The 25,199-nt window shown below is 64.1% G+C and carries 29 protein-coding genes and 2 tRNA genes; 21 read left to right on the top strand and 10 right to left on the bottom strand.

Features of this window, described 5'->3' with window-relative positions; genetic code table 11:
* Positions 1 to 376 precede the first annotated feature (376 nt).
* From rpsA to aroA, 5 genes are all read right to left on the bottom strand, one after another.
* On the bottom strand, positions 377 to 2,092 hold the full coding sequence (rpsA, locus tag ACZ1JC_RS23480; RefSeq protein WP_465137874.1) for a 30S ribosomal protein S1: 1,716 nt from the start codon (positions 2,090 to 2,092) through the stop codon (positions 377 to 379).
* 240 nt (positions 2,093 to 2,332) lie between these two features.
* The gene (locus tag ACZ1JC_RS23475; protein WP_465137875.1) at positions 2,333 to 2,956 is read right to left on the bottom strand and encodes a (d)CMP kinase; all 624 of its coding nucleotides are present in this window, start codon (positions 2,954 to 2,956) and stop codon (positions 2,333 to 2,335) included.
* Between the two features lie 42 nt (positions 2,957 to 2,998).
* Positions 2,999 to 3,217: a hypothetical protein gene (locus tag ACZ1JC_RS23470; RefSeq protein ID WP_465137876.1), complete on the bottom strand. Its 219-nt coding sequence runs from the start codon at positions 3,215 to 3,217 to the stop codon at positions 2,999 to 3,001.
* Between the two features lie 77 nt (positions 3,218 to 3,294).
* Positions 3,295 to 3,561 (bottom strand): CBU_0592 family membrane protein, encoded by a 267-nt coding sequence (locus ACZ1JC_RS23465; RefSeq protein WP_465137877.1) that lies wholly within the window; start codon positions 3,559 to 3,561, stop codon positions 3,295 to 3,297.
* Positions 3,562 to 3,618: 57 nt separating this feature from the next.
* Complete coding sequence (gene aroA, locus ACZ1JC_RS23460) at positions 3,619 to 4,941, bottom strand: 3-phosphoshikimate 1-carboxyvinyltransferase (protein WP_465138510.1); 1,323 nt, start codon at positions 4,939 to 4,941, stop codon at positions 3,619 to 3,621.
* Positions 4,942 to 5,145: 204 nt separating this feature from the next.
* Here aroA and ACZ1JC_RS23455 point away from each other — a divergent pair, with 204 nt between their 5' ends.
* The 5 genes from ACZ1JC_RS23455 to rimM all read left to right on the top strand — a co-directional run bounded on the left by ACZ1JC_RS23455 (position 5,146) and on the right by rimM (position 8,547).
* Positions 5,146 to 5,466 (top strand): TIGR02300 family protein, encoded by a 321-nt coding sequence (locus ACZ1JC_RS23455; protein ID WP_465137878.1) that lies wholly within the window; start codon positions 5,146 to 5,148, stop codon positions 5,464 to 5,466.
* Positions 5,467 to 5,844: 378 nt separating this feature from the next.
* Positions 5,845 to 5,920: transfer RNA gene (locus ACZ1JC_RS23450), tRNA-Ala, on the top strand.
* 200 nt (positions 5,921 to 6,120) lie between these two features.
* Positions 6,121 to 7,560 carry a signal recognition particle protein gene (ffh, locus tag ACZ1JC_RS23445; RefSeq protein ID WP_465137879.1) on the top strand — a complete coding sequence of 480 codons (1,440 nt, stop codon included), beginning with the start codon at positions 6,121 to 6,123 and terminating at the stop codon, positions 7,558 to 7,560.
* Between the two features lie 30 nt (positions 7,561 to 7,590).
* Positions 7,591 to 8,019 (top strand): 30S ribosomal protein S16, encoded by a 429-nt coding sequence (gene rpsP, locus ACZ1JC_RS23440; RefSeq protein ID WP_086493416.1) that lies wholly within the window; start codon positions 7,591 to 7,593, stop codon positions 8,017 to 8,019.
* Between the two features lie 18 nt (positions 8,020 to 8,037).
* Complete coding sequence (gene rimM, locus ACZ1JC_RS23435; protein WP_465137880.1) at positions 8,038 to 8,547, top strand: ribosome maturation factor RimM; 510 nt, start codon at positions 8,038 to 8,040, stop codon at positions 8,545 to 8,547.
* 53 nt (positions 8,548 to 8,600) lie between these two features.
* Here the strand turns inward: rimM and ACZ1JC_RS23430 are convergent, their stop codons facing one another.
* The gene (locus ACZ1JC_RS23430; RefSeq protein WP_465137881.1) at positions 8,601 to 8,918 is read right to left on the bottom strand and encodes a hypothetical protein; all 318 of its coding nucleotides are present in this window, start codon (positions 8,916 to 8,918) and stop codon (positions 8,601 to 8,603) included.
* Between the two features lie 102 nt (positions 8,919 to 9,020).
* Here ACZ1JC_RS23430 and ACZ1JC_RS23425 point away from each other — a divergent pair, with 102 nt between their 5' ends.
* From ACZ1JC_RS23425 to ACZ1JC_RS23410, 4 genes are all read left to right on the top strand, one after another.
* On the top strand, positions 9,021 to 9,935 hold the full coding sequence (locus ACZ1JC_RS23425) for a LysR substrate-binding domain-containing protein (RefSeq protein ID WP_465137882.1): 915 nt from the start codon (positions 9,021 to 9,023) through the stop codon (positions 9,933 to 9,935).
* Between the two features lie 61 nt (positions 9,936 to 9,996).
* Positions 9,997 to 10,743: a tRNA (guanosine(37)-N1)-methyltransferase TrmD gene (gene trmD, locus ACZ1JC_RS23420; protein WP_465137883.1), complete on the top strand. Its 747-nt coding sequence runs from the start codon at positions 9,997 to 9,999 to the stop codon at positions 10,741 to 10,743.
* Entirely contained in the window at positions 10,740 to 11,108 is a 369-nt protein-coding gene (gene rplS, locus ACZ1JC_RS23415; RefSeq protein ID WP_465137884.1) for a 50S ribosomal protein L19, read from the top strand. The genes trmD and rplS overlap by 4 nt, the downstream gene beginning before the upstream one ends.
* A gap of 420 nt (positions 11,109 to 11,528) precedes the next feature.
* Positions 11,529 to 11,801 carry an HU family DNA-binding protein gene (locus ACZ1JC_RS23410; RefSeq protein WP_465137885.1) on the top strand — a complete coding sequence of 91 codons (273 nt, stop codon included), beginning with the start codon at positions 11,529 to 11,531 and terminating at the stop codon, positions 11,799 to 11,801.
* A 130-nt stretch (positions 11,802 to 11,931) separates the two neighbouring features.
* Here ACZ1JC_RS23410 and ACZ1JC_RS23405 read toward each other — a convergent pair whose 3' ends face one another.
* Positions 11,932 to 12,768 carry a hypothetical protein gene (locus ACZ1JC_RS23405; RefSeq protein ID WP_465137886.1) on the bottom strand — a complete coding sequence of 279 codons (837 nt, stop codon included), beginning with the start codon at positions 12,766 to 12,768 and terminating at the stop codon, positions 11,932 to 11,934.
* A gap of 136 nt (positions 12,769 to 12,904) precedes the next feature.
* Positions 12,905 to 13,720: a TrmH family RNA methyltransferase gene (locus tag ACZ1JC_RS23400; protein WP_465137887.1), complete on the bottom strand. Its 816-nt coding sequence runs from the start codon at positions 13,718 to 13,720 to the stop codon at positions 12,905 to 12,907.
* A 173-nt stretch (positions 13,721 to 13,893) separates the two neighbouring features.
* Between ACZ1JC_RS23400 and ACZ1JC_RS23395 the strand changes: the two genes are divergently transcribed.
* The 3 genes from ACZ1JC_RS23395 (at position 13,894) to ACZ1JC_RS23385 (ending at position 15,738) form a co-directional block, all read left to right on the top strand.
* A tRNA-Tyr gene (locus ACZ1JC_RS23395) sits at positions 13,894 to 13,979 on the top strand.
* 173 nt (positions 13,980 to 14,152) lie between these two features.
* On the top strand, positions 14,153 to 14,902 hold the full coding sequence (locus tag ACZ1JC_RS23390) for a phosphatidylserine decarboxylase (protein WP_395394313.1): 750 nt from the start codon (positions 14,153 to 14,155) through the stop codon (positions 14,900 to 14,902).
* Positions 14,899 to 15,738 (top strand): CDP-alcohol phosphatidyltransferase family protein, encoded by an 840-nt coding sequence (locus tag ACZ1JC_RS23385; protein ID WP_465137888.1) that lies wholly within the window; start codon positions 14,899 to 14,901, stop codon positions 15,736 to 15,738. Before ACZ1JC_RS23390 ends, ACZ1JC_RS23385 begins: the two co-directional genes overlap by 4 nt.
* Here the strand turns inward: ACZ1JC_RS23385 and ACZ1JC_RS23380 are convergent.
* Positions 15,668 to 15,940, bottom strand: a complete 273-nt coding sequence (locus ACZ1JC_RS23380) for a hypothetical protein (RefSeq protein WP_465137889.1) — start codon at positions 15,938 to 15,940, stop codon at positions 15,668 to 15,670. The two genes, ACZ1JC_RS23385 and ACZ1JC_RS23380, sit on opposite strands and share 71 nt — an antisense overlap.
* A gap of 727 nt (positions 15,941 to 16,667) precedes the next feature.
* Here ACZ1JC_RS23380 and rpsB point away from each other — a divergent pair.
* Entirely contained in the window at positions 16,668 to 17,420 is a 753-nt protein-coding gene (rpsB, locus tag ACZ1JC_RS23375) for a 30S ribosomal protein S2 (protein ID WP_142632790.1), read from the top strand.
* Between the two features lie 119 nt (positions 17,421 to 17,539).
* The gene (gene tsf / locus ACZ1JC_RS23370; protein ID WP_465137890.1) at positions 17,540 to 18,463 is read left to right on the top strand and encodes a translation elongation factor Ts; all 924 of its coding nucleotides are present in this window, start codon (positions 17,540 to 17,542) and stop codon (positions 18,461 to 18,463) included.
* Between the two features lie 76 nt (positions 18,464 to 18,539).
* On the opposite strand, the gene ACZ1JC_RS23365 is transcribed toward tsf, so the two are convergent.
* Positions 18,540 to 19,148: an NAD(P)-dependent oxidoreductase gene (locus tag ACZ1JC_RS23365; protein ID WP_465137891.1), complete on the bottom strand. Its 609-nt coding sequence runs from the start codon at positions 19,146 to 19,148 to the stop codon at positions 18,540 to 18,542.
* Positions 19,149 to 19,202: 54 nt separating this feature from the next.
* On the opposite strand from ACZ1JC_RS23365, the gene ACZ1JC_RS23360 reads away from it, so the two are divergent.
* From ACZ1JC_RS23360 to rseP, 7 genes are all read left to right on the top strand, one after another.
* Entirely contained in the window at positions 19,203 to 19,646 is a 444-nt protein-coding gene (locus tag ACZ1JC_RS23360; RefSeq protein ID WP_465137892.1) for a winged helix-turn-helix transcriptional regulator, read from the top strand.
* 132 nt (positions 19,647 to 19,778) lie between these two features.
* Entirely contained in the window at positions 19,779 to 20,501 is a 723-nt protein-coding gene (gene pyrH, locus ACZ1JC_RS23355) for a UMP kinase (RefSeq protein ID WP_395327081.1), read from the top strand.
* Positions 20,502 to 20,504: 3 nt separating this feature from the next.
* On the top strand, positions 20,505 to 21,062 hold the full coding sequence (gene frr, locus ACZ1JC_RS23350; protein WP_465137893.1) for a ribosome recycling factor: 558 nt from the start codon (positions 20,505 to 20,507) through the stop codon (positions 21,060 to 21,062).
* A 31-nt stretch (positions 21,063 to 21,093) separates the two neighbouring features.
* Positions 21,094 to 21,783, top strand: a complete 690-nt coding sequence (gene uppS / locus ACZ1JC_RS23345) for a polyprenyl diphosphate synthase (protein WP_465137894.1) — start codon at positions 21,094 to 21,096, stop codon at positions 21,781 to 21,783.
* The gene (locus ACZ1JC_RS23340) at positions 21,770 to 22,555 is read left to right on the top strand and encodes a phosphatidate cytidylyltransferase (RefSeq protein ID WP_465137895.1); all 786 of its coding nucleotides are present in this window, start codon (positions 21,770 to 21,772) and stop codon (positions 22,553 to 22,555) included. Before uppS ends, ACZ1JC_RS23340 begins: the two co-directional genes overlap by 14 nt.
* A gap of 7 nt (positions 22,556 to 22,562) precedes the next feature.
* The gene (locus ACZ1JC_RS23335) at positions 22,563 to 23,723 is read left to right on the top strand and encodes a 1-deoxy-D-xylulose-5-phosphate reductoisomerase (protein ID WP_465137896.1); all 1,161 of its coding nucleotides are present in this window, start codon (positions 22,563 to 22,565) and stop codon (positions 23,721 to 23,723) included.
* Between the two features lie 49 nt (positions 23,724 to 23,772).
* The gene (gene rseP, locus ACZ1JC_RS23330; protein WP_465137897.1) at positions 23,773 to 25,161 is read left to right on the top strand and encodes an RIP metalloprotease RseP; all 1,389 of its coding nucleotides are present in this window, start codon (positions 23,773 to 23,775) and stop codon (positions 25,159 to 25,161) included.
* Positions 25,162 to 25,199: the final 38 nt, after the last annotated feature.

The raw sequence follows: 25,199 nt of genomic DNA, 5'->3' as shown, positions 1-25,199 counted from the left end.
GGGTCTCTCCTTGGCGCGGGATGTAGACCCTCGGGGCTGTTGGGGAAAGGGCAGGAGGGGACGGGTTCGCGCGGAGGCGCGGAGTTCGCGGAGAAGAGATCAAGAATTCGCGCAAAGGCGCGAAGGCGCAAAGGTGTCGCGTTTGCGGCGAAGCCGCTTTCGTCTTGTTGCCGGGCCTATGCCGACCCTTCGACGGGACGAATGCCTTCGCCAAAGCAGAACCTCTTTGCGCCTTCGCGCCTTTGCGCGAATCTTCCTTTTTCACTTTCTCCGCGCACTCCGCGCCTCCGCGCGAACCCCCAAAAAGCAAAAGCCCGCCCGGATTGCTCCGGACGGGCCTTTACTGATTCACCTCGCGGTGAAGCCCAGAACGTTCTTACGAACGGTTCTTGAGGGCCTCGCCGAGGATGTCGCCGAGCGAAGCGCCCGAGTCCGACGAACCGTACTGTTCGACAGCTTCCTTTTCTTCGTGAAGCTGGCGAGCCTTGACCGAGAAGGTCGGCTTCTTCGAACGGTCGAAACCGGTGACCATGGCGTCCAGCTTCTGGCCGACCTGGAAGCGGTCGGGGCGCTGTTCGTCGCGGTCGCGGCCGAGGTCCGAACGCTTGATGAAGCCAGTGGCGCCATCGTCGCCAGCCTGGACTTCCAGGCCGCCGTCGCGAACTTCGAGAACGGTGACGGTGACGACTTCGTTGCGGCGCAGCGAGCTACCACCGGTCGAAGAGGCAACGCCGCCAGCGGCCGGAGCGCCACGCTCAAGCTGCTTCATGCCGAGGCTGATGCGTTCCTTCTCGACGTCGACGTCGAGAACCACGGCCGAAACCTGCTCGCCCTTGCGGTGCAGAGCCAGCGCGTCTTCGCCCGAGATGCCCCAGGCGATGTCCGACATGTGAACCATGCCGTCCACGTCGCCGTCGAGGCCGATGAACAGACCGAATTCGGTAGCGTTCTTGACTTCGCCTTCGACGGTCGAACCAACGGGGTGCTTCTCAGCGAAGGCTTCCCAGGGGTTCTGCTGAGCCTGCTTGAGGCCGAGCGAGATGCGGCGCTTGTCCGAATCGACTTCGAGCACGACCACTTCGACTTCCTGCGAGGTCGAGACGATCTTGCCGGGGTGGACGTTCTTCTTGGTCCAGGACATTTCCGAAACGTGGACAAGGCCCTCGATGCCGGCTTCCAGTTCCACGAACGCACCGTATTCGGTGATGTTGGTGACGGTGCCGGTGAGCTTGGCGCCCACGGGGTACTTGACGGCTGCGCCTTCCCACGGATCGCTTTCGAGCTGCTTCATGCCGAGGCTGATGCGCTGGGTATCCTGGTTGATGCGGATGATCTGCACCTTCACGGTGTCGCCGATGGCGATCACTTCGCTCGGGTGGTTGACGCGCTTGTAGCTCATGTCGGTGACATGGAGCAGGCCGTCGATGCCGCCGAGGTCAACGAACGCACCGTAGTCGGTGATGTTCTTGACGACGCCTTCGATAACCTGGCCTTCGCTCAGCTTGTCGATCAGCTCGCTGCGCTGTTCGGCGCGCGTTTCTTCGAGAACGGCGCGACGCGACACGACGATGTTGCCGCGGCGACGATCCATCTTCAGGATCTGGAAGGGCTGCGGCACGTCCATCAGCGGGGTGACGTCGCGCACGGGGCGGATGTCGACCTGCGAGCCGGGGAGGAACGCAACGGCGCCGTCGAGGTCGACGGTGAAGCCGCCCTTGACGCGGCCGAAGATCACGCCTTCGACGCGCTTGCCTTCACCGAATTCGTTTTCGAGCTTGTCCCAGGCGGCTTCGCGGCGTGCGCGGTCGCGCGACAGCATCGCTTCACCGTCGGCGTTCTCGACGCGGTCGACGTAAACTTCGACTTCGTCACCGACCTTGAGACCATGCTCACCTTCGCCACGGGCGAATTCGCGCAGGGCAACGCGGCCCTCGCTCTTCAGACCCACGTCGATGACGGCCTTGTCGTTTTCGATGGCGGTGACGGTACCCTTGACGACGCGGCCTTCGAAACCGTCGTCGGCAACGCCGCCGAGCTGGTCGTCAAGCATCTTCGCGAAATCGTCGCGGGTGGGATTGGCAGAAGTAGCCATTAAAGGTTGATTCCTGTTTAGTTTTTTCCGGCCTGGCGGTTTGATCCGCCGGTCTTTCCTCCGCGCTTCGCACCATTGCGAAACCCGGGCCAAAAGGGCCGACCGCCGTGGGGGCCGAATGCCGTCCACGGCGTCCTTCAAACCTTGCGGTTCTCCAGACCGGCGGCCCCTACGCGCATGAGGGGCGAAATGCAAGGAAATAGGCCGATGCGACGCGGTTTCGTCGCATTCTTCGGCCGGTCAATCCTGCTTCAGCGCATCCACCGCGGCGATGGCGGCGGCGATCGCTTCCTCGCGCTTCAGTTCCGAGGTGTCGATCTCGATGGCATCAGGGGCGGCCATCAACGGAGCGTCTTTGCGATTGCGGTCGCGCTCGTCCCGCGCGGCAAGGTCGGCAGTGATCTCTTCCAGGGTGACCTCGCGGCCATGGGCCTGCATTTCGAGGAAGCGGCGCTGGGCGCGTGCTTCGACCGAGGCGACGACGAACAGCTTGGCCTCGGCCTCCGGCGCGATCACCGTGCCGATGTCGCGGCCGTCGAGCACCGCGCCGCCGGGCTGGGTGGCGAAGGCGTGCTGCCGTTCGTAGAGCGCCTGTCGCACCGTGGGGTGGATCGAGACGCGGCTTGCCAGCCCCCCGCTGGCTTCGGATCGCAGTTCGGGGTCTTCCAGCAGGCCTTCGGGGAAGGCGCAGGCGGCAAGGGCGTCCACGGGATCATCGGGGTTGCCGCCGTCAAGGAAGCACTGACGGCCGACCGCGCGATAGAGCAGGCCGGTGTCGAGGTGGGGCAGTCCGAAATGGTGGGCGAGGGCCTTGGCAATCGTGCCTTTGCCCGAAGCGGTAGGTCCGTCTACGGCGATAATCATCCGGGGCTCATGGCCCCTCAGGCCGGGCTAGGCAAGTGGCGGTCAGGCTTCCGGGGTGGTGAGTTCGGGGCTGTCCGCACCATAGATCTCGATCAGTTCCTGCTCGAAACGCCCGGAATCGCGGGCCAGCCAAGCCACCATGACCACTGCGAGGCCAAGGCTGGCGCCGATCAGCGGCAGGATCAGGGTAAGCGTGGCCAGCAGGGGCAGGGGCAGCGCGCCCAGATATCGGCGCAAGCTGGGCGCCCGATTCGATTCCATGACAGCCTCCTTTCAAGCCGGAGGCTATGCCCATGATCCTTGTCGAAAGGTAACCGGATGAATCGGGATGCGCCGTTTCACGTGCTTTCGCGGCGCGAAAGGAAGGCCTTCATCAGCCCCCAGCCGGCCACGATGGCCCATAGCCCTTCCATCGCGATCGAGGGCAGGTTCACGTTCACCATCAGCGAAATCAGCAGCAGCACCGCGCCTACGAAGTTCAGCCCGTGCTGGAGGTAGCGGTTCGGGTTGTCCTCATAAGTGATGTAGGCATAGGCGATGATGCAGAACGCCGTGCCGGTGAAGCCAAGGGTGTTGCTGAGCCATTCCGGCAGGTCGAGGATCATGCGGGCTCCCGTCAGCGGGCGGCGTCCGGGACGGAGCTGCCCGCTGCGAGAATGCCCTTATCCGGCGAGGCTGGCCAGCAGGTCCTCGAAATTGGGGAAGCTGGTGGCGATCGGGCGGGTGTCGTCCACTTCCACGCCGCCGCTGCTGACGAGACCGGCGATTGCCATCGACATGGCGATGCGGTGGTCAAGGTGGGTGGTGACTTGCGCGTCGCCGGCAGTGCCGGGCAGCGGGGCGCCGCCGGTGCCGGTGATGACAAGGCCGTCCTCGCGCTCCTCGATCTTCGCGCCGGCCAGCGTCAGGGCGGCGGCCATGGCGGCGAGGCGGTCCGATTCCTTCACGCGCAGTTCGTCGAGGCCGCTGGTGACGGTGACGCCCTCGGCCAGCGAGGCGGCGACGAAGAGGACGGGGAATTCGTCGATCATGGCCGGCGCAATCGCGGGATCGACTTCGATACCCTTGAGCGCCGAGTGCTTGACCAGCAGGTCCGCCACCGGCTCGCCGCCGACTTCGCGTTCGTTCAGGAATTCGATCTGGCCGCCCATCTGGCGCAGCACTTCGACAAGGCCGGCACGGGTGGGGTTGAGGCCGACATTCTCGATCACGACTTCGCTGCCCGGTGTCACCAGTGCGGCCACGATGAAGAAGGCGGCCGAGGAGGGGTCTCCCGGCACTTCGATCACTTGCGGCTTCAGTTCGGCCTCACCCTTGATGGTGATGACGCGGGTGCCGTCGGCTTCCACGGTGACGGTGAGATCGGCGCCGAAGCCCTTGAGCATGCGCTCGGAATGGTCGCGCGTCGGCACCGGTTCGATCACGGTAGTCTCGCCCGGCGTGTTGAGGCCGGCGAGCAGGATGGCGCTCTTTACCTGAGCGGAGGCGACCGGCAGGCGGTAAGTGATCGGTACGGCCGGCGAAGCGCCGCGCACGATCAGCGGCAGGCGGCCTCCCTCGCTGGCTTCGAAGCTGGCGCCCATTTCAGACAGCGGATCGATCACGCGGCCCATCGGGCGCTTGGAGAGCGAGGCGTCGCCAGTGAAGCTGACATTGATCGGATGGCTGGCGACAAGGCCCATCAGCAGGCGGGTAGACGTGCCGGAATTGCCCATGTCCACCGGGCCTTCGGGCTGGAGCAGGGCGCCGACGCCCACGCCGTTCACCCGCCATTCGCCGTCACCGACGCGTTCGACGCTGGCGCCCATGGCGCGCATGGCGGCGGCGGTGGCCAGCACGTCCTCACCTTCCAGCAGGCCGGTCACGCGGGTTTCGCCCACGGCCAGCGCGCCCAGCATGATCGAGCGGTGGCTGATCGACTTGTCGCCCGGCACGCGAATCCTGCCCTTCAGCGGACCTGCGGGCAGGAAACGGCGGGGGCGCATGGGGGTGGTGGTGTCGTGGCTCACGGGCGTGCTTCTCTCGATACTGGAGGGGCGCAAAATCGCGGGGCTTTTGACAGCGGGTGCGGCCTATGGCAAGGCGCGCGCCCTGATGGTGCCGGGGTGCTTGATTTTGCGCGCCGGCCCTCCCATCAAGACACGGAATTCTCGCCCGTACTCTTCGGGCGCGCAGTATGAGGACATTTCATGGCAAAGCCTGAGTGGGGCGCCAAGCACGGCTGCCCGAAATGCGGCACCCGCTTCTACGACCTGGGCAAGGACGACCCGGTCACCTGCATCGAGTGCGGCCATTCGTGGCACCCGGAGCCGGTGCTGAAGTCCAAGCAGCCGATTCCCTATGAGGAAATCCAGAAGAAGGAAGTCGTCGAGACCGAGGATTCGGATCTCGCCGAAGAGGATCTGGACATCGATGAGGACGGCGATTCGCCGGACAACGACGTCGACCTCGGCGGTGACGACGATCTCGGTATCGGCGGCGGCGACGACGACGGCGATCGCGACGAGTAAGTCTCGGTACGCATCCATCAAGGAAAAGGGCGCGGCGCTTCGGCGGCCGCGCCCTTTCTTTTTGCGGCAAACTTGTCCGACCTCGTTGCTCCCGATCCCGCTCAGGCTGAGCCCGTCGAAGCCCCCTGCGGCGTAGCGCCGGGCTTCCATCCTTCGACAAGCTCAGGATGAGCGCGGTGGGTGTCGCCATTGGGTATAAGGGGCGCTGGATTGCTTTTCTGGCCTCCATCCGAAAAATAACGGGCGTGTGAAAATTTCCTCTTGCCAGTCCGGAGAACCCCATCTAGAGGGCGGCCTCCCAAGCGAAGGCAAGTCACAGCGACTGGCCGAAACGCGGGAAACGGATCGAACCTCCCGGGTCGATCCGATGAAATGATTGGGGCCTTAGCTCAGCTGGGAGAGCGCCTGCATGGCATGCAGGAGGTCAGCGGTTCGATCCCGCTAGGCTCCACCATTTCACCGAAATAGCTTTCCAAGATTGTTCGAAGACGGTTATTTCGACATATCAGTTTCGCGGAAACGCGATACGCTGGCCGACGAGGTTTCGTCCGCCGGCGTTTTTCGCATAAGGTTTCCGTCACGTCGGTCAGCGAGGTTTCGCCCACCGGCGTTTTTGGCGTTCTGGCGGCTGCGGCTGCCGAAAAGGAGTTTGGCATGTTCGACAGCCTGTCTGATCGTCTTGGTGGCGTTTTCGACAAGCTGCGTGGCCGCGGCGCGCTCAAGGAGCAGGACGTTCGCGATGCCATGCGCGAAGTGCGCATCGCGCTGCTCGAAGCCGATGTCGCGCTCCCCGTCGTGCGCCGCTTCGTCGATCAGGTTACCGAAAAGGCTGTCGGCCAGTCGGTTCTGAAGTCGGTCACGCCCGGCCAGCAGGTCGTCAAGATCGTCAATGACGCGCTGATCGAGATGCTCGGCGGTGACCAGACCGCCGAACTCGATCTTGAGGCGGTTCCGCCCGTTGTCATCATGATGGTCGGTCTGCAGGGTTCGGGTAAGACCACCAGCACTGCCAAGATTGCCCGCCTCCTGAAGGAGAAGCAGGGCAAGAAGGTCCTGATGGCCTCGCTGGACGTCAACCGTCCGGCCGCGCAGGAACAGCTTCGCGTTCTGGGTGAGCAGGTGGGCGTCGCCACGCTGCCGATCATCGCCGGCCAGCAGCCGACCGAGATCGCCACCCGTGCGATGCAGTCCGCCCGCCTTCAGGCCGTGGACGTGCTGCTGCTCGACACCGCCGGCCGTCTCCACGTCGATACCCAGCTCATGGACGAGATGAAGGCGGTTGCCGCCATCTCGAACCCCCGTGAAACGCTGCTCGTGGTCGACTCGCTGACGGGTCAGGACGCGGTCAACGTCGCGCAGTCGTTCGCCGGCGAAGTCGATCTGACCGGCGTCGTGCTCACCCGTATGGATGGTGATGCGCGCGGCGGTGCGGCACTGTCGATGCGAGCCGTTACCGGCAAGCCGATCAAGTTCGCGGGCACCGGCGAAAAGATGGAGGCCCTTGAGGTCTTCCACCCCAGCCGCGTTGCCAACCGCATCCTCGGCATGGGCGATATCGTCTCGATCGTCGAAAAGGCGGCCGAAGCGGTCAAGGTCGAGGAAGCCGAAGCGCTGGCCAAGCGCATGGAGCAGGGCAAGTTCGACATGAACGACCTGCGCACCCAGCTCAGCCAGATGCAGAAGATGGGCGGCCTTGGCGCTCTGGCCGGCATGATGCCGGGCATGAAGAAGGCCAAGGCGGCAATGCAGGCTTCCGGCATGGACGACCGCGTGCTGCTGCGCATGGATGCGATCATCGGTTCGATGACGCCGAAGGAGCGCGCCAATCCCGCGCTGCTGAACGCCAAGCGCAAGATCCGCGTCGCCAACGGTTCGGGCACCAATGTCCAGGACGTCAACAAGCTGCTGAAAATGCACATGGAGATGTCCAAGGCCATGAAGCAGATCAAGAAGATGGGCGGCCTCAAGGGGCTGGCCGCGATGTTCGGCAAGGGCGGCCTCGATGCTGCCATGCCCGGGCTGGGTGGCGGCCTTGGGGGCGGCGGTATGCCCGGCCTCGGTGGCCCCGATCTTAGCAAGTTTCTTAAGAAGTAATTTTTGAAGATTTGAAGGAAAGGTAGAGCAATGTCCGTTTCGATCCGTCTGTCGCGCGGTGGCGCGAAGAAGCGTCCTTACTACAAGATCGTCGTCTCCAACTCGCGCGCTCCGCGTGACGGCAAGTATCTTGAGCAGGTCGGCACCTACAACCCGATCCTCGCCAAGGACGACGAAAACCGCGTGCGTCTGGTCGAAGACCGCGTGCGTTACTGGCTCGGCGTTGGCGCCCAGCCGACCGACCGCGTTGCCCGCCTGCTCGACAAGGCCGGCATCAAGGAGCGCGCCGCTACCGTGAACGCCAAGAAGGGCGAGCCGGGCCAGAAGGCCAAGGACCGCGCCGAGGAAAAGGCCGAGAAGCTGCGTGAAGCTGAAGAAGCTGCAGCCGCTGCTGCTGCCGCTCCGGCCGCTGAAGAAGCTCCGGCTGAAGCAGCTGCCGAGGAATCGACCGAAGCCTAAGCTTCAGGTTAGATCCAGATGGCTGGTCAAGACCGCCCCGTCACGCTTGCTGCCGTTACCGGCGCGCACGGCGTGACGGGCGAGGTTCGCCTCAAGCTGTTCGGTGAAGGCGTGGCGGCGCTCAAGCGCTACCGCGCCTTTAACGATTCCACTCTGACGCTCGCCAAGCTGCGCGATGACGGCAAGGGCGGTGCGATTGCGCGTTTCGAGGAAGTGCCGGATCGCACGGCTGCCGAGAAGCTGCGCGGCACCGCGCTCACCGTGTCGCGCGCGTCGATGCCGGAACTGGAGGAAGGCGAGTACTATCACGCCGACCTGCTGGGCCTGCGCGCCGTCTCCGACGCGGGTGACGAACTCGGCATCTGCATCGGGGTAGAGAACTTCGGTGCCGGCGATGTGATCGAGATCGAGCGTCCGGTGGGCGAGGACGGGAAGCGGCGCCGCTTCATGGTGCCGATGACCCCCACCGCCGTTCCCGAGTGGGATCACGAACGCCTGGTCATCAACGCCGCCTTCGCGGAAGAATAAAGGAAAGGCCGCCCTTCGGGGCGGCCTTTCTGCTTTCAGGTTCTTGTGAAGTTTCAGGCGAGCGCCGCCCTGATGCAGATCTCGTTGGCCTGCTGCGGGCAATCCAGCGCGGTTACGAGCGGCGCCACCATAGCCAGCGTTGACCCTGCCAGAACCCCGGCGAGGATGCCGATCCCTGTCAGTCGGGCCCGGCGGGCCAAAGGGCATTCCTGCGAGGCAGGGTGCCGGTTCTTGTCGTCTGGGTCCTTGCGCTGCCAGCCGCGCAGGCCACTGCCAATGGCGGCGAAGAGCTTGCGGGCCAGGCTATCGAAATCTTCGGAAAACCGGTCATGGCCGGCATTCCACTGCTGCATGAAGTGTTGATCCTGCATTGTCCGGTTCCTCCATCGGATGAGAAGGAATCTGCTTGATCGAGCGTCATTTCGCCAACAAAGCCTCTGGCAAGGGTTATAAGGCTGGCTTATCATCTCGACATGGATCGCCTGCCGCCCCTTGCCGCCATCCGCGCTTTCGAGGCTGCCGGCCGCCACGAGAATTTCTCGCGCGCGGCGGAGGAACTGGGGATGACGCAGGCGGCGGTCTCCTACCAGATCCGCCAGTTGGAGGACCGCGTCGGCAAGCCGCTGTTCGTGCGCGAAAAGGGCAGGGTGCATCTGTCCGATGTCGGGCGCCGTCTGCTGCCCTCCCTGACCGGCGCCTTCGCGTCGATGACCGACGCCTTCGCAGCGGTGTGGAGCGAAGATGAGGACGTGCTTTCGCTCAACGCCTCGGTCTCCATCGGCGCGACGTGGATCAGCGAGCGGATCGGCCGGTTCCAGTTGCGCCATCCCGATCTGGCGGTGCGCATGTCGCTCAGCAACGAAGTCGTCGATCTGGCGACCTCACCCTACGATGCGGCGATCCGCGTCGGCTACGGCAAGTGGGATGGTCTCCGGGCCGAATTTCTCTTCCGCCAGCACTTCTCTCCGATCTGTGCGCCCGTCTTCCTCGAAAAGAATCGCATCGAAAAGCCGGAAGACCTCCTGGCAGTTGAGCGCTTCGCGCCGAACGACCGCTGGTGGGCAGGCTGGTTTGCCGCCGCCGGGATCGGCACGCCGCCACCGCCGCGCACCGGCATCGTGTTCGACAACCAGCTTCAGGAGGCGACGGCGATGCGCGAAGGGTTCGGCATCGCGTTGATGTCTCCCCTATTCTGGCGCGCCGATCTGGAAGCGGGGCGGCTCGTCCAGCCTTTCGACACGCTCTACTATCCCGGCCCGGCGCAATGGCTGATCCATTCGGAAAGCCGCGTGGGCGTGCGCAAGATAGAGCGCCTGCGCGAATGGCTGCGAGAGGAGGTCGCCGCCGATCGTGGTTTCCTGCCTGCGGAGGTATGGGAACCACTCTGAAGGGCGTAAATCCGGCGCTTTCCTCTTGCCGCCACCGCCGAATTGGGCTTTGCGCGGGGGCATGACTTTCAACGCCACCGTCCTCACCCTCTATCCGGAAATGTTCCCCGGCACGCTTGGCATCAGCCTGGCGGGCAGGGCATTGGCGGAGGGGAAGTGGGTCATGAACCCCGTCCACATTCGCGATTTCACCACCGACAAGCACCGCACCGTGGACGACACGCCCGCAGGCGGCGGCGCCGGCATGGTGCTGAAGGTGGACGTTCTGGCCGCTGCGATCGACCATGCCCGCTCGATCAACCCCGATGCGCCGATCATCGCCATGACGCCGCGTGGGAAGCCCATTTCGCAGGCCCGCGTGCGCGAACTGGCGGACGGCCCCGGCGTCACCATTCTGTGCGGACGCTTCGAAGGTTTCGATGAGCGCATCTTCGAAGGCCGCCAAGTGGAAGAGATGTCGGTCGGCGATGCGGTGCTTTCGGGCGGCGAACCCGCGGCAATCCTGCTGTTAGACGCTTGCATTCGGCTGCTTCCCGGCGTAATGGGCGCGGCTTCCAGCGGGACCGAGGAATCGTTCGAGGACGGTCTTCTCGAATACCCGCAGTTTACCCGGCCCACCGAGTGGGAAGGGCGCACGATCCCTGAAGTGCTGCGATCGGGGGATCATGCGAAGATCGCCGCCTGGCGGAAACGACAGGCGGAGGAAGATACACGGTCACGCAGGCCGGACCTTTGGGAACGTCGCAGTGACGTTCGGGGCCAGTCTGCCTCTGGTGCGCGGCGCAAAAACGAGGACTTAGGTTCATGAACCTGATTCAGCAGATCGAGGCCGAGGAAATTGCCAAGGCCGCCAAGGATATCCCGACCTTCCGCCCGGGCGACACCGTCCGCGTCGGCGTGAAGGTGGTTGAAGGCACCCGTACCCGCGTCCAGGCTTACGAGGGCGTGTGCATCGCGCGTTCGAACCGTGGCATGGGTTCGAACTTCACCGTTCGCAAGATGAGCTTCGGTGAAGGCGTGGAGCGCGTTTTCCCGCTCTACTCGCCGAACATCGATTCGATCACCGTTGTCCGTCGCGGCGTCGTGCGTCGTGCGAAGCTGTACTACCTGCGTGGTCGTACCGGCAAGCGCGCCCGCATCGCCGAGCGCCGCGTCAACGAAGTCAAGGCGTAAGCTTTGGCCGATTGCTCCACCTGAAAGGGCGGGGCAGCCAGAAAGGCGGTTCGATTTATCGAACCGCCTTTTTTTGCGTCTGCAGGCAATACGACTATCCCCATGCGGAAAATTCACCCCCTCTCATTTCATGAGGCGAATCAGCGCAGATAGTGGGTGGAGCGCTCTGGAATCACAGGGGAAAGCCTGCCCTGACCGGGCGCTTGGGCCTGCGGGCCGGTTCTCCGCCGGGTATCTAGGCATCGCAATTGTCGAAAACGTCATCTGAGTGGCGGAAAAACACGATAAACTGCGCGTTTCGGCCTTGTTTAGGCTTTGACAGCGTCGGCAAAAACCGCTCAATTCCGTGCCGCTCAGAGGCGAATCCTAAATTATCCCATCACATCCTGTTTCCACTGAAAGGTTAGGGGGTACCCAATAATGAACAAGAACGATCTCATCGGCGCGGTCGCAGACTCGAGTGGCCTTACCCGCAGCGACGCCACCAAGGCAGTGGAAAGCGTTTTCGAAGCCATTTCGGGCGCGCTGAAGAAGGGCGATGAAGTTCGCCTGGTCGGTTTCGGCACCTTCTCGGTTGCCAAGCGCAAGGCTTCGACCGGTCGCAACCCGCGCACCGGCGAACCGATGGAAATCAAGGCTTCGGCTCAGCCGAAGTTCAAGGCCGGCAAGGGCCTGAAGGACGCTGTCAACTAAGCAGCTGTTCCGGCGGCCTGTCACGCCTCGCAGGCTGAAGTAATTACGCCGCGCCAACCATAAGGTTGGCGCGGCGTTTTTGCGTCTGGAAATGGGAAGGGTCGCCCGATCGACGCCCCGTTGGATCGGATCAGGGCTTCAGCTTGATCAGCGCCGTGGGCGCGGCAGGGGTGCGGGCATTCACCGCCCAGGTGAGCACGTGGCCGTTGGGGCCGCTCTGCGGGCCTTCATCGGTATTGTTGGCCAGGATCTGGCCATCGGTGGTGATCGCGAATGTGCCGTCCGCCTCGGCCGTAGTGTCGGCATCGGCTGCATCGCTTCCGCTCGCCAGGCCGGACAGCATCGATCCCATCATGTTGCCCGATCCCTTGGACGGGCCGAATGCGGGGGCATCCACCCGCACGCTGCCATCCTGCCGCAGCGAGAGCTGGACGAAGGCATTGGCCATCGGGAAGCCCTCTATGGTCGGGAAGGCGAAATCGTGGTCCAGCTTGCCCTGCAGCTCGAAATCGACATCGAAGCGGCCGTCGCCCTCATAGATTGCCTTGGTCCACCCAACCTGACGCCGCAGCTTGGCGGCCAGTTCCTCGCCCGCGCGGGGATCGTTGGGGTCGATTCCGCCGAGCAGCGCCTTGGCGGCCTCTGCATCGCTCTTTGCCTTTTGCGCGCGCGATTCCTCCCATGACTTCTTCTGGTCGGCGAGTTCGTCCTTGGTGCAGGCGCGCTCGTCATAGTTGTCGTCATGGCAGGCATCGGGCTCGAATGCGGTCTCCTTGGACTTCTGCAGGGGGATCATCACGATCTCACCGGTATAGGCGAAGCGGAAGCTGCGATCGTTCCTGAGGTCCAGCTGGGAGGAAAACTTGCCGGGCACGAAAATGCAGGCGGCGGCCAGCATCGCCAGTGCCGTTACGGCAAGGCCGGCCAGCAAGCGTCGTTGCGGATTGCGCCGTTCGGTCGATGTCATGTCGTTGCCCCCTGTACTTGCCCTGCGTGCTTGCCCCGTGTGCTTGCGATGATCGCAGGCGATTGTCTTTGGCGATGCCGGGGAGGGAGCATCCCACGACGCCCCCTCCTGTCGATAGTGCGTGCGGCCCCTCGAATCAGTCGCCGGGTCTGGTGGCCACGGCGTAGAGCGAGATGGCGGCGGCATTGGAGACGTTCAGGCTCTCCATCGCCTCGTTGATCGGCAGCTTGGCGATGGCGTCGCAGTGCTGGGCGATATTGTGGCGCATGCCATCGCCTTCGGCACCGAGGACGAGCGCGACCGGGCCGGCGGGGAGGGCGTCGCCCAGCGTGGTTTCCGTGTTCCCGTCCAGGCCGATTCGCCAGTAGCCGGCCTCGGCAATCTCTTCGAGCGCGCGCGCAAGGTTCACCACGCGCACCCAAGGCAGGATTTCCAGCGCACCCGATGCGCTTTTCGCCAGCGTGCCCGATTCGGGCGGGGCGTGACGGTCCTGCGTGACGATGGCGCAGGCGTTGAAGGCAACGGCGGAGCGCATGATGGCGCCCACATTGTGCGGGTCGGTCACCTGATCGAGCACGACCACCGGGCGCGAGGGATCGCCATCAAGAACGTCGTCGATAAAAATGTCGTCCAGCGGTTCGCATTCGAGGACGAGGCCCTGATGCGGCGCATCGCGCGCGACGAGTCGGGCCAGGTCGGCGGGCTGTGCCCACTCTACGGGGAAGTCGGAGGGAAGTTCGCCATCGAGAGATTCGACTCCCTCTCGAGTTGCCCACAGCTTTCTATGGGTACGATCGGGGTTCTTCAGCGCCGCTTCCACGGCGTGACGGCCCCAAAGGCGCACCATTCCCGTGCTGGCACGACCGCTGCCGCGCCCGTTCTTCATACGGCCGGCGCGCCCGCGCAGCGCCTTTCCGGGCTTTCCGCCGTCCCGGTCGCTACGATTGCTCATGAAAAATATCCTTTTCGAAAAATCTGTGCCGCTCCTGCCAGTACCCCCATTGACAGGCAAGGCCAGGTTCTACATAGGCGCCCTCCTCGGCAGCGAGGCACTGGCAACGGCGCTTCGAAACACTGCGGGTTCCGCTCCTTCGGGGTCGGTTTTCCGCCGCCAGCAACTGGTGTGGACAGGTGGCCGAGTGGTTAAAGGCAGCAGACTGTAAATCTGCCCGTGCAAGCGTACGCTGGTTCGAATCCAGCCCTGTCCACCACCAGATGCTCTCTCGGCAAGAGCCTTCCCTTCGGGGCCACCCTCCATCGTCGGTCAAGTTGCACGAACTCCTTGAGAGTGCGCTGACATTCGTGCCCGTATCTTTCCCCGGCCGGGAACGGATCGCGGTCCCCCGGCATTGCGGGAGCGGTGCACTGTCATTAGAGGAAGGCGATGCCCGGAGACATTCTTGATAATCAGGGACGCGGTGAAGCGTCCTGGAACTGGCCCTCGATTCATCCCGAAGGTCGCAAGTTCGGCGCCATCGCCGGCGTAGTCGCGCTCGTCGCGTGGTTGCTGGTCGGCCCGTGGGTCGGTTGGCCGCTCGCGGTGCTGACGCTCTGCGTACTGGCCTTCTTCCGCGACCCCGTGCGCGTGACGCCGCAGGACGACCGATTCGTTGTCGCACCGGCGGACGGTCTGGTCACGCTGATCGGCAAAGTGCCGCCGCCGCGCGAACTGACCGTGGAAGACGGCAGCGGATCGCAGCCGATGTCGACCGAGCCGGTAACGCGCATCTCGATCTTCATGAGCGTGTTCGATGTGCACATCAATCGTGCGCCGATCGGCGGCACCGTGCGCCGGGTGATCTACATCCCCGGCCGCTTCATGAATGCCGATCTCGACAAGGCGAGCGAAGAGAACGAGCGCCAGCACATCCTGATCGAGCGTGGTGATGGCCAGCGCATCTGCTTCACGCAGATCGCAGGGCTGGTGGCGCGCCGCATCGTGCCGTTCGTGAAACCCGGCGACATCATCGCCGCCGGCCAGCGCATCGGCCTGATCCGCTTCGGCAGCCGCGTCGACGTTTATCTGCCTGCCGGTACAGAGCCCAAGGTGCTGATGGGCCAGCGCATCGTCGCCGGCGAAACCGTGCTTGCCGAAATCGGCGCAGCACCGGTGATCGAGGGTATTTCGCAGTGATCGACGAGTCCGGCGACCTCAGGATGGCCCGGTTGCAACGCCGCGGCCGCCTTGGCGCCGGGCTTTCGGTGCGGGCTTTCGTGCCCAATGCGATTACGGCCGCGGCGCTGTGCTCGGGCCTGACCGGCATTCGTTTCGCGATCGGCAACGATTATGAGCGGGCGGTTTACGCGGTTATCCTGGCGGGCGTGCTCGATGGGATCGATGGCCGCGCGGCGCGGATGCTGAAGGCGCAGACGCGCTTCGGTGCCGAACTGGACAGTCTGGCCGATTCCATTTCGTTCGGCGTCGCACCGGCGCTGATCGTCTATCTCTGGTCGCTGCATCAGCTTCCCAGCCTTGGCTGGATCGCTGCGCTCGCGTTCGCGATCTGCTGCGTCCTGCGGCTTGCCCGCTTCAATTCGCGGATGGATATGCTGGACCAGCCGCACAAGCAGGCCGGTTTCCTGACCGGCGTTCCCGCACCGCTTGGCGCAGGGCTCGGTTTCCTGCCGCTCTATCTGTGGATCGCCAGCGGCGAACCCATCTTCGCCAACCCGGTTCTGGTTGGCGTGTGGATGGTGCTGATGGCTTTTCTGATGATTTCCAACCTGCCGACGCTCAGTTGGTCGCGGATGCGGCCGCCGGCAAGCTTGCGCCTGGTCGTCATAGCTCTGATCGGCATGACCGTGGCGGCGCTCTGGCTTGAGCCGTGGTGGACGCTGGGCGTCATCACCATCGTCTATCTCGCGCTGATTCCGATCGGCATCTCGACTTACCTGAAGGTCAGGCGGCGAGTTCCCCGCACGGCCAGTCCAGCCCCGGACGCTGCAGCGTCTGCGCACGGCGACGTGTAACGCGATCGCGGCGCAGGGTGCCGAGCGTCGGCACCGTTACGCGTTCCACCATGGCCCAATGAATCGTCAGCGTTTCCGGGCAGGCGGCAAGCCGGGCCGGAAGCGCGAGCGCGCTGTGCCCGTAGCGGCGAAGCGTCGCCATGATCGCCAGTGCCGAGGCCAGCGCGGTGAGGGCGAAGAGGCAGGCAGCAAATGCAGTCATGATCAATCCTTTCGAGCCGTCGACGCCGATGCGGCGGGAGTCCCGGCTTGTGGAAAACCGACTCTTGTTCTATCAATGTTCCGTCTAGACATTTGTTCTCTGTTTGTTCGATCGCTGTCAAGACGAAAATGCCGAACCGCTAAGCGGCTGTAAGCACGCTGCTTTTTAGGGCGTTGCCGGGGCTTTCCGGCCAGGGCGGCAAAAATTGACCAATAGTGTGTCATAATGGGTCGGTTTTGCGCCGCGACGCCCTGTTCTCAGGGAAGGGTTCGGTCTTCCTTCCCGGATTGCTGATGGCGGGATCCATTTCGTTCACTTCATGAGCCCATGCGCCGATGGCACCGAAGCTGCACGGGGCAGGGCTTCAATCTCCGGCGCTCGGGGCCTTGTTTGAATTTGCGGGTTGCCTTGGTGTGCCGGTGATGTGCCGGCCGCATGTGGGCTTCTCTGTGGAAAAGCTGTGAGGAGCATGTGGTTTCACCGGGATAACCGGCGTGCGACGGCCCGGTGGCAGGCTGCGTTCGGCGGAACGATGCGATTGGGGCTGGATTTCCCGGGCGAACGGGACTAAGGGCGGCCCCGCTTGAAGCAGGGATCGAATTCGCGGTCTCTCGCGATTCGGGCAATCCACATGGGAAGCACACATACCGGTGCCTTTGGCGGCCAGAGTCTACGGACTTCCGCCTGGTTCCAGCTTCCCAGAGGTCAAACCGGAAGGAATTACCTTATGGCGGCACCTGTCGTCACCATGCAGCAGCTCATCGAAGCCGGCGCTCACTTCGGTCACCAGACCCACCGCTGGAACCCGCGCATGAAGCCGTATATCTTCGGCGCGCGCAACGGCATCCACATCATCGACCTTTCGCAGACCGTGCCGCTTTTCGCGCGCGCTCTCGAATTCGTGCAGGCCACTGTTCAGGCCGGTGGCAAGGTGCTGTTCGTCGGCACCAAGCGCCAGGCTCAGGAGCCGATCGCTCAGGCCGCCCGCGCTTGCGGTCAGCACTACGTCAACCACCGCTGGCTGGGCGGCATGCTCACCAACTGGAAGACCATCTCGGGCTCGATCAAGCGCTTCAAGGCTCTTGAAGAGCAGCTTTCGGGTGACACCGCCGGTCTCACCAAGAAGGAAGTCCTTCAGCTGACGCGTGAGCGTGACAAGCTTGAGCTGTCGCTCGGCGGTATCCGCGACATGGGCGGCATCCCGGACGTGATGTTCGTGATCGATGCCAACAAGGAAGCGCTGGCGATCAAGGAAGCCAACGTCCTCGGCATCCCCGTCATCGCCGTGCTCGACACCAACGTCGACCCGAACGGCATCGCGTTCCCGATCCCGGGCAACGACGACGCCAGCCGCGCCGTGCGTCTGTACTGCGACGCGATCGCTCAGGCTGCCACCAAGGGCGGTCGTGACGCGCTCGTCCAGAGCGGTGCCGACATCGGCGCCATGGACGTGCCGGTCGAGGAAGCTGTCGAGGCCTGATAGGTCCGGCGACGACTTTTTCGTCATGGAATTGTCGCGCGCCGGGTCCAATGGGCCTGGCGCGCATCCATTTTTAGGCCACAGCAATGTGGTTCGACCCAAGCAAGAGGATTTGAGCGATGGCTTACACCGCCGCTGACGTGAAGAACCTGCGCGAGCGCACCGGCGCCGGCATGATGGACTGCAAGAAGGCTCTGGACGAAACCGGTGGCGATCTCGAAGCCGCTGTCGACGCGCTGCGCGCTCGCGGTCTGGCCGCTGCCGCCAAGAAGTCCAGCCGTACGGCTGCCGAAGGTCTGGTTGGCGTTGCCGTCACCGGCACCAAGGGCGTTGCCGTCGAAGTGAACTCGGAAACGGACTTCGTTGCGAAGAACGACCAGTTCCAGGACTTCGTCCGCAAGACCACCGAAGTCGCTCTCGGCGTTGCCGGCGACGATGTGGAAGCCCTCAAGGCTGCTGCCTATCCGGGCGGCGGCACCGTTGGCGACGCGCTGACCAACAACGTTGCGACCATTGGCGAGAACCAGCAGGTTCGCCGCATGAAGACCGTCGAAGTCGCTCAGGGCCTCGTCGTTCCCTACATGCACAACGCTGCCGCTCCTGGCCTCGGCAAGATCGGCGTTCTCGTCGCTCTCGAATCGGAAGCCTCGGCTGACGTTCTCGAAGCCCTCGGCAAGCAGATCGCGATGCACATCGCCGCTGCCTTCCCGCTGGCCCTTAACGCCGACGATCTCGACGCCGAGCTGATCGCTCGCGAGCGCAAGATCGCCGAAGAAAAGGCCGCCGAATCGGGCAAGCCCGAAGCCGTGCAGGCCAAGATGGTCGATGGCGCGATCGCCAAGTACGCCAAGGAAAACGCTCTGCTTTCGCAGGTCTTCGTCATGGACAACAAGACGCCGATCCAGCAGGTCGTCGATCAGGCCGGCAAGGACGCCGGTGCCAAGATCGTGCTGAAGGACTACGTCCGCTTCCAGCTCGGCGAAGGCATCGAGAAGGAAGTCACCGACTTCGCAGCCGAAGTGGCTGCTGCTGTCGCAGGCTGATCTTTCGGGACACCGAACATGAAAAGGGCCGGGGAGCTTTGGCTTCCCGGCCCTTTTTCTTTGCCCGTTCGGTAGATCAGTAGGCCGCCGTAAACCGTGCGCGGCTGTGCTTGTGGGCTTCCAGTTCGTCGACCATGGCGATGGTGTAATCGGCGAAGCTGATCTTGCTCTCGCCCGCCTCGTCGGTGACGAGCTGGTCGGTGCCCGGGCGGTAGGTGCCGGTGCGCGGCCCTTCGAAGATCAGCGCCGCGGGGGAGAAGAACGTCCAGTCCACGTCGTCGACCTGCTTCAGCGCGTCCAGGAACGTGATCCCGCCCATTGCGGCGCCTTTCCAAGCTTCAGGGAAGTCCGGCGTGTCGATCACGCGCACGCCCGGCGCGACTTCAAGACTGGCGGCACCGCCGGTGACGAGCAGGCGAGGTACGCCGGCTTTGCGGAGGGCAGCAAGCAGCGTTTCGGCGGGCACGTCGAAGTGCAGGGCGCTGATAACGGCGTCGCTACCGGCAATCAGTGCGGCGAGTGCTTCGGGATCGGAGGCGTCGCCAGCCTTGGCGGCAACACCGTCGGTCACGGCGATCTTTTCCGGATTGCGCGCGATGGCCAGCACTTCGTGGCCGCGCGCCGCTGCTTCCTTGGCGATTTCCGATCCGGCGCGGCCGCTGGCGCCGAGGACTGCAATCTTCATATCGATTCTCCACTAGGTATCCAATGGTGACCAAGTGTGTTATCGAATGTGTTCATGCAAGAAGGCACCTTGATCGCACCGGGTTACGCCGAGGAAACCACCGACACTTCCGAGCCGCGCGCGCCGGACGTCTACGCCGCCAATTGCCCAACGCGGCAATTGCTCGACCGCGTAGCCGACAAGTGGAGCGTGCTGATCCTCTTGACGCTCGGCAAGGGCGAAATGCGCTTCAATGCGCTGAAGCGACGGATCGATGGGATTTCGCAGAAGATGCTCAGCCAGACGCTACGCTCGCTGGAGCGCGACGGGCTGGTCTTGCGGCATGTGGTGCCGACCGTGCCGGTGACGGTCAGCTATGCGATCAGCCCGCTGGGCAGCGAATTGCTGGGGGCCTTGCAGGCGATGATCGACTGGGCCGAAGCGCGCATGAGCGCGGTGGCGCAGGCGCAGCGGATTTACGATGCGCGAGAGCGGGAATTGGCTGGCATCTGGAATTGACCGCGTTTTCGGCGGGCGTTCGATGGAGCCTTCGTTGCGCCGATCCACGCTCATCCACAAGCCAACCCCTTGGCAATTTCGGCGCGCGCTCCTAAAGCCGGGGCCATCCAGCCCCCGAGGAGAAGTGCGGCCATGAGTTCATCCCCCTACAAGCGCGTCCTCCTCAAACTGTCGGGCGAAGTCTTGATGGGGAACCAGCAATTCGGGATCGATTCCGATTTCGTTGCGGAACTGGCCAAGGAAGTGAAGGCCGCGAAGGAAACCGGCCTTGAGATCTGCCTCGTCATCGGTGGGGGCAACATCTTCCGCGGCATGGCCGGCGCCGCGCGCGGCATGGACCGTGCGCAGGCTGATTACATGGGCATGCTGGCCACCGTCATGAACGCGTTGGCCATGCAGAACGCGCTCGAACAGCTTGGCGTTCATACCCGCGTGCAGTCCGCCGTGCAGATGGACCAGGTCTGCGAGCCGGTGATCCGCCGCCGCGCAGAGCGACATCTGGAAAAGGGCCGCGTGGTGATCTTCGCTGCCGGCGTGGGCGCGCCTTACTTCACCACCGATTCGGGCGCCGCGCTGCGTGCCGCCGAAATGCAGTGCGATGCGCTGCTGAAGGGCACCAGCGTCGACGGCGTCTACGACAGTGACCCGAAGAAGAATCCGGACGCCAAGCGTTACGATACTGTCGATTACGACACCGTTCTTGCAGACAACCTGCAGGTAATGGACGCATCCGCCGTTGCGCTCTGTCGCGACAACAATATTCCGATCGTCGTGTTCTCGATCCGCGAGAAGGGCAATCTTGCCACGGTTCTCGCCGGGGGCGGAACCAAGACGATCGTGCAGAAAGGAGCCTGAACCATGGCGAAGTATGACAAGGCGGATCTCGAACGCCGCATGAAGGGCGCGATCGATGCGCTGAAGCACGATCTTTCGGGCCTGCGCACCGGCCGCGCCAACACCGCGCTGCTGGAGCCGATCATGGTCACCGTCTATGGTGCCAACACGCCGATCACGCAGGTCGCCACGATTTCGGCACCCGAACCGCGCATGCTTTCGGTGCAGGTATGGGACAAGTCGAACATCGGCCCCGTCGAAAAGGCGATCCGTTCGGCCGGGCTCGGCCTGAACCCGATCAATGACGGCAACACGCTGCGTCTGCCGATCCCCGACCTGACCGAGGAACGTCGCAAGGAACTGGCCAAGCTGGCCAGTTCCTATGCTGAGAAGGCCCGCGTCGCCGTGCGCAACGTGCGCCGCGACGGGATCGAGAACCTGAAGGCGGATGAGAAGAAGAAGGAAATCTCGGAAGACGAGCGCAAGCGCGGCGAGACCGACGTGCAGAAGCTGACCGACGACATCATCAAGCAGCTTGACGAGGAATTCGGCCGCAAGGAGAAGGAAATCCTCGGCAAGTGAGGCTGTTCGGCCGCGCTTGGGGGAATGTCTGATGGCCAAGAGTGAACCGGCACGCGTGCGCCACGTTGCCATCATCATGGATGGCAACGGCCGCTGGGCGAAGAAGCGTCACCTTCCACGCGCGCTGGGTCACCAGCGCGGCGTGGAGGCGGTGCGCCGCGTCGTGCGCGGGGCCCGCGAACTGGGGCTGGAAGCGCTGACGCTTTACGCCTTCTCTACCGAGAACTGGCGTCGTCCGGAGGAAGAGGTTTCCGACCTCATGAGCCTGATGAAGCGCTTCATTCTTTCCGACCTGGATGAGTTCGCTTCTGCCGGCGTGCGGCTGAAGATCATCGGCGATTACAAGGCCTTCAAGCCGGATGTCGTCGAGCTGGTCGAAGGCGCGGTGGCGCGCACCGCGGGCAATACCGGTACGACGCTGGCAGTAGCGCTGAACTACGGTTCGCAGGACGAGATCGCCCGCGCCGCCACAAAGGCGGCAGCGAAGGGCCCGATCACGCCGGAAACCATCGCGGCGGAACTGGATACGGCGGACCTGCCGCCGCTCGATCTGCTGATCCGCACCTCGGGGGAAGTGCGCCTTTCCAACTTCCTGCTGTGGCAGGCGGCCTATGCCGAGATGCTGTTCACCGATGTGCTGTGGCCGGACTTCAATGTCGACCATTTGCGCGATGCGCTGGAAGAATTCGCGCAGCGGGAGCGTCGTTATGGCGGACGGTGATCCGACCAAGGGGCAGTCCGGCAAGAAGTCCGACCTGGGCGTGCGCACGGTTTCGGCCGTGGTCATGCTCGCGGTTGCCGGCGGCGCGCTCTGGTTGGGCGGCGCGGTGTGGACGGCCTTCGTCTGCGCGGTGTCGCTGGGCGTGCTGTGGGAATGGGTTCGCCTGTCGCGCAGCGCGATGCGCGATCCGATGCATCGCGGCCTGATGAACTTTGCCGGCATGTTCTATGTCGGCGTTGGCGCAGCGATGCTGCTGTTTCTGCGTAATCCGGCTTTCAGCCTGGGGCCGGTCCTGACCGTGGTAGCCACGGTGATCGGCGTCGACGTCGGTGCCTATTTCACCGGTCGCACCTTGGGTGGCCCGAAGATCGCGCCCGCCATCAGTCCGTCCAAGACCTGGTCGGGCCTGCTGGGCGGCGTGCTGGGTGCGACGCTGGTGCTGTTCGGCGCGGCGCGCTTCTGGCAGGAAGGCCTGACCTCCATTCTGGTGCAGGGCAATGCGGCCGATGCCCCGAACTGCATGGGATCGCAGCCGTGCTGGTATCTGACGGCCGACCCGCTTCCGCTGGTTGCCTCCTGCCTGCTGACCGGGCTGTTCGTGGCCGTCTGCGCGCAGGCGGGCGACTTTTTCGAAAGCTGGCTGAAGCGCCGCGCGGGCGTAAAGGATTCGGGCAATTTCATTCCCGGCCATGGCGGCTTCTTCGATCGCGTGGACGGGCTGCTGGCAGTGCTGTTCCTGCTGGCGCTCATGATCCTGCTGCAGCCGAGGTAAGCGTGCGATGACGACCCAGCGCACCATCTGCATTCTTGGCGCCACCGGCTCCGTCGGTGCGTCCACGCTCGACCTTGTGCGGCGGAACCCGGCCGAATGGCACGTCAGTGTGCTGACCGCCCATTCCAACGTGGACGAGCTGGCGAAGCTGGCGCGCGAATTCGCCATCGACCTTGCGGTCGTGGCCGATGAGGCGCGGCTGCCTGCGCTGCGCGAGGCCTTGTCCGGAACCGGGATCGCCACGGCGGGCGGACCGCAGGCGCTGGTGGAGGCCGCCGCGCGGGGCGCGGACATGACCGTGGCCGCCATCGTCGGCTGCGCGGGCCTTGCGCCGACCATGGCGGCGATCGAGCAGGGCAAGGCGATCGCGCTTGCCAACAAGGAAGCGCTGGTCTCTGCTGGCGAAGTGATGATGGCCGCCGTCGCCCGCCATGGCGCGACGCTGCTGCCCATCGATTCGGAACACAATGCGATCTTCCAGTGCCTGCAGGGCAACGACATCGCGCAAGTCCGCTCCATCACCCTGACGGCCAGCGGCGGCCCGTTCCGCGAATGGACATGGGAACGGCTTCAGGCGGCGACCCCGGCCGAGGCGGTGAAGCACCCCAACTGGGACATGGGCGCGAAGATCAGCGTCGATTCGGCGACCATGTTCAACAAGGGCCTCGAACTGATCGAGGCGTACCATCTTTTCCCCGTCGGGCTCGATCGTCTGCGCATTATCGTCCATCCGCAGTCGGTCGTGCATTCGATGGTCGAATATCGCGATGGGTCGACTCTGGCGCAGCTGGGCCCGTCCGACATGCGCGTGCCGATCGCCTCGGCACTGGCCTGGCCCGCGCGCATGGATACCCCTTGCGCACCGCTGGACCTTGCCGCGATCGGCGAACTCACTTTCCGCCAGCCTGACGAAAATCGTTTCCCGGCAACGCGTATTGCCCGGGCGGCGGCCGAGGCGGGCGGGGCGATCCCGGCCGTGCTCAACGCCGCCAACGAAGTTGCCGTGGCCGCATTCCTTGCCGGTCAGATCCCGTTCACGCGGATCGCCGCACAAGTGGAGGATGTGCTCGGCGCCTATGCGCCGCCCGCGCCCGCCTGCCTTGACGACGTACTGGCGGTTGACGCGGAGGCCCGCGCGAGGGCAAGCATGGTAGCGGGACCCGCTTGAGCCGGTAATCGGTAGCCAGTTGGCTCGGGTCCGATGGAGTTTGCCTGACTTGACCGGATCGCCCAATCTGCTGACGACGATCTTCGCATTCCTGTTGCTGCTCGGCCCGCTGGTACTGGTGCACGAACTGGGCCACTACCTTGTAGGCCGCCTGTTCGGCGTGAAGGCCAATGCCTTCTCGATCGGGTTCGGCAAGGAGTTGTTCGGGTGGACCGACCGGCGCGGTACGCGCTGGAAGCTCTCCGCCGTGCCCTTGGGCGGCTATGTCCAGTTCGCTGGCGACATGAACCCTGCCTCGGCGCCGAGCGCGGCGGATGACGGGCTGACGCCGGCGGAGCGGGCGCAGACTTTCCATGTGAAGCCGCTGTGGCAGCGCGCGCTGATCGTCTTCGCCGGGCCGCTGACCAATTTCCTGGTCTGCGTGCTGATCCTGGCAGCTTTCGCATGGGCGAATGGCAAGCTTGTCGCCGATCCTGAAGTGGCAGGGTTCTCGTCGCATTCGGCCGCGCAGGCGGCAGGCGTCGAGGTGGGCGACCGCATCGTGACCATCAACGGGGCGGCGATCGAAAGCGCATCGGATATCGGCCAGCATACCGATTTTTATCCCGGCAAGACGGTGAAGGTGGCCGTGCTGCGCGATGGCGCGACGCTGACCTTCCCGGTCAAGCTGGCATCACAGGAAGTCAGTGATGAATTCGGCAACAAGGCGACGCTGGGCGATCTCGGCATCGATTTCGCCGCTCCGGTAGTCAGCGGCTTTTTCGGCAGCGATTCGCCCGCCCGATCGGCCGGCATGCAAGTCGGCGATCGCATCGTTGCGGTCGGAGAGACCGGCGTCACCAGTTTCCGACAGGTCCAGGACCTGATCGTCGGTATCCCCGGCAAGGCGATCACGGTCACCGTGATGCGCGGGGACGAAGCGCATGTTTTGCCATTGACCGTGGCCAGCCAGACGGTGGTGGGCGAGAAGGGCGTGAATCAGACCGTTGGGCGCATCGGCGTCCAGTCGGGCATCGGCCGGCTCGAAAAGGTCGGCCCGGTAGAGGCCTTGGGCCTGGGGGTCGATCGCAGCTTCATGATCATGGGCAACATGATCACCGGAATTCGGCAGATTTTCACGGGCGATCGGTCTGTTCGGGAACTCGGCGGCCCGATCAAGATCGCGCGCTATTCGGGCGAGCAGTTCAGCCTGGGATGGGGCGCTTTCACGTTCTTTGCGGCCATGATCTCGATTAACTTGGCATTCATCAATCTCCTGCCAATCCCGGGCCTGGACGGCGGGCACCTGGCTTTCTACGCAGCCGAATTGGTGCGTCGCAAGCCGCTGGACGTGCGCAGTCAGGAATGGGCGATCCGCACCGGGGTGGCATTCGTGCTGGCCTTGATGCTGTTCGTCACGGTCAACGATCTGGCTTCGCTTCCGATTTTCGGGGGATAGCCTGGAGAAATCTTCCAAGATCATATTTCTGCCGGGAT

The sequence above is a fragment of the Sphingomonas sp. BL-S-28 genome, assembly GCF_055521515.1.
Note: the sequence above shows the minus strand (reverse complement) of the source record. Positions and strands in the feature narration are given on the sequence as shown.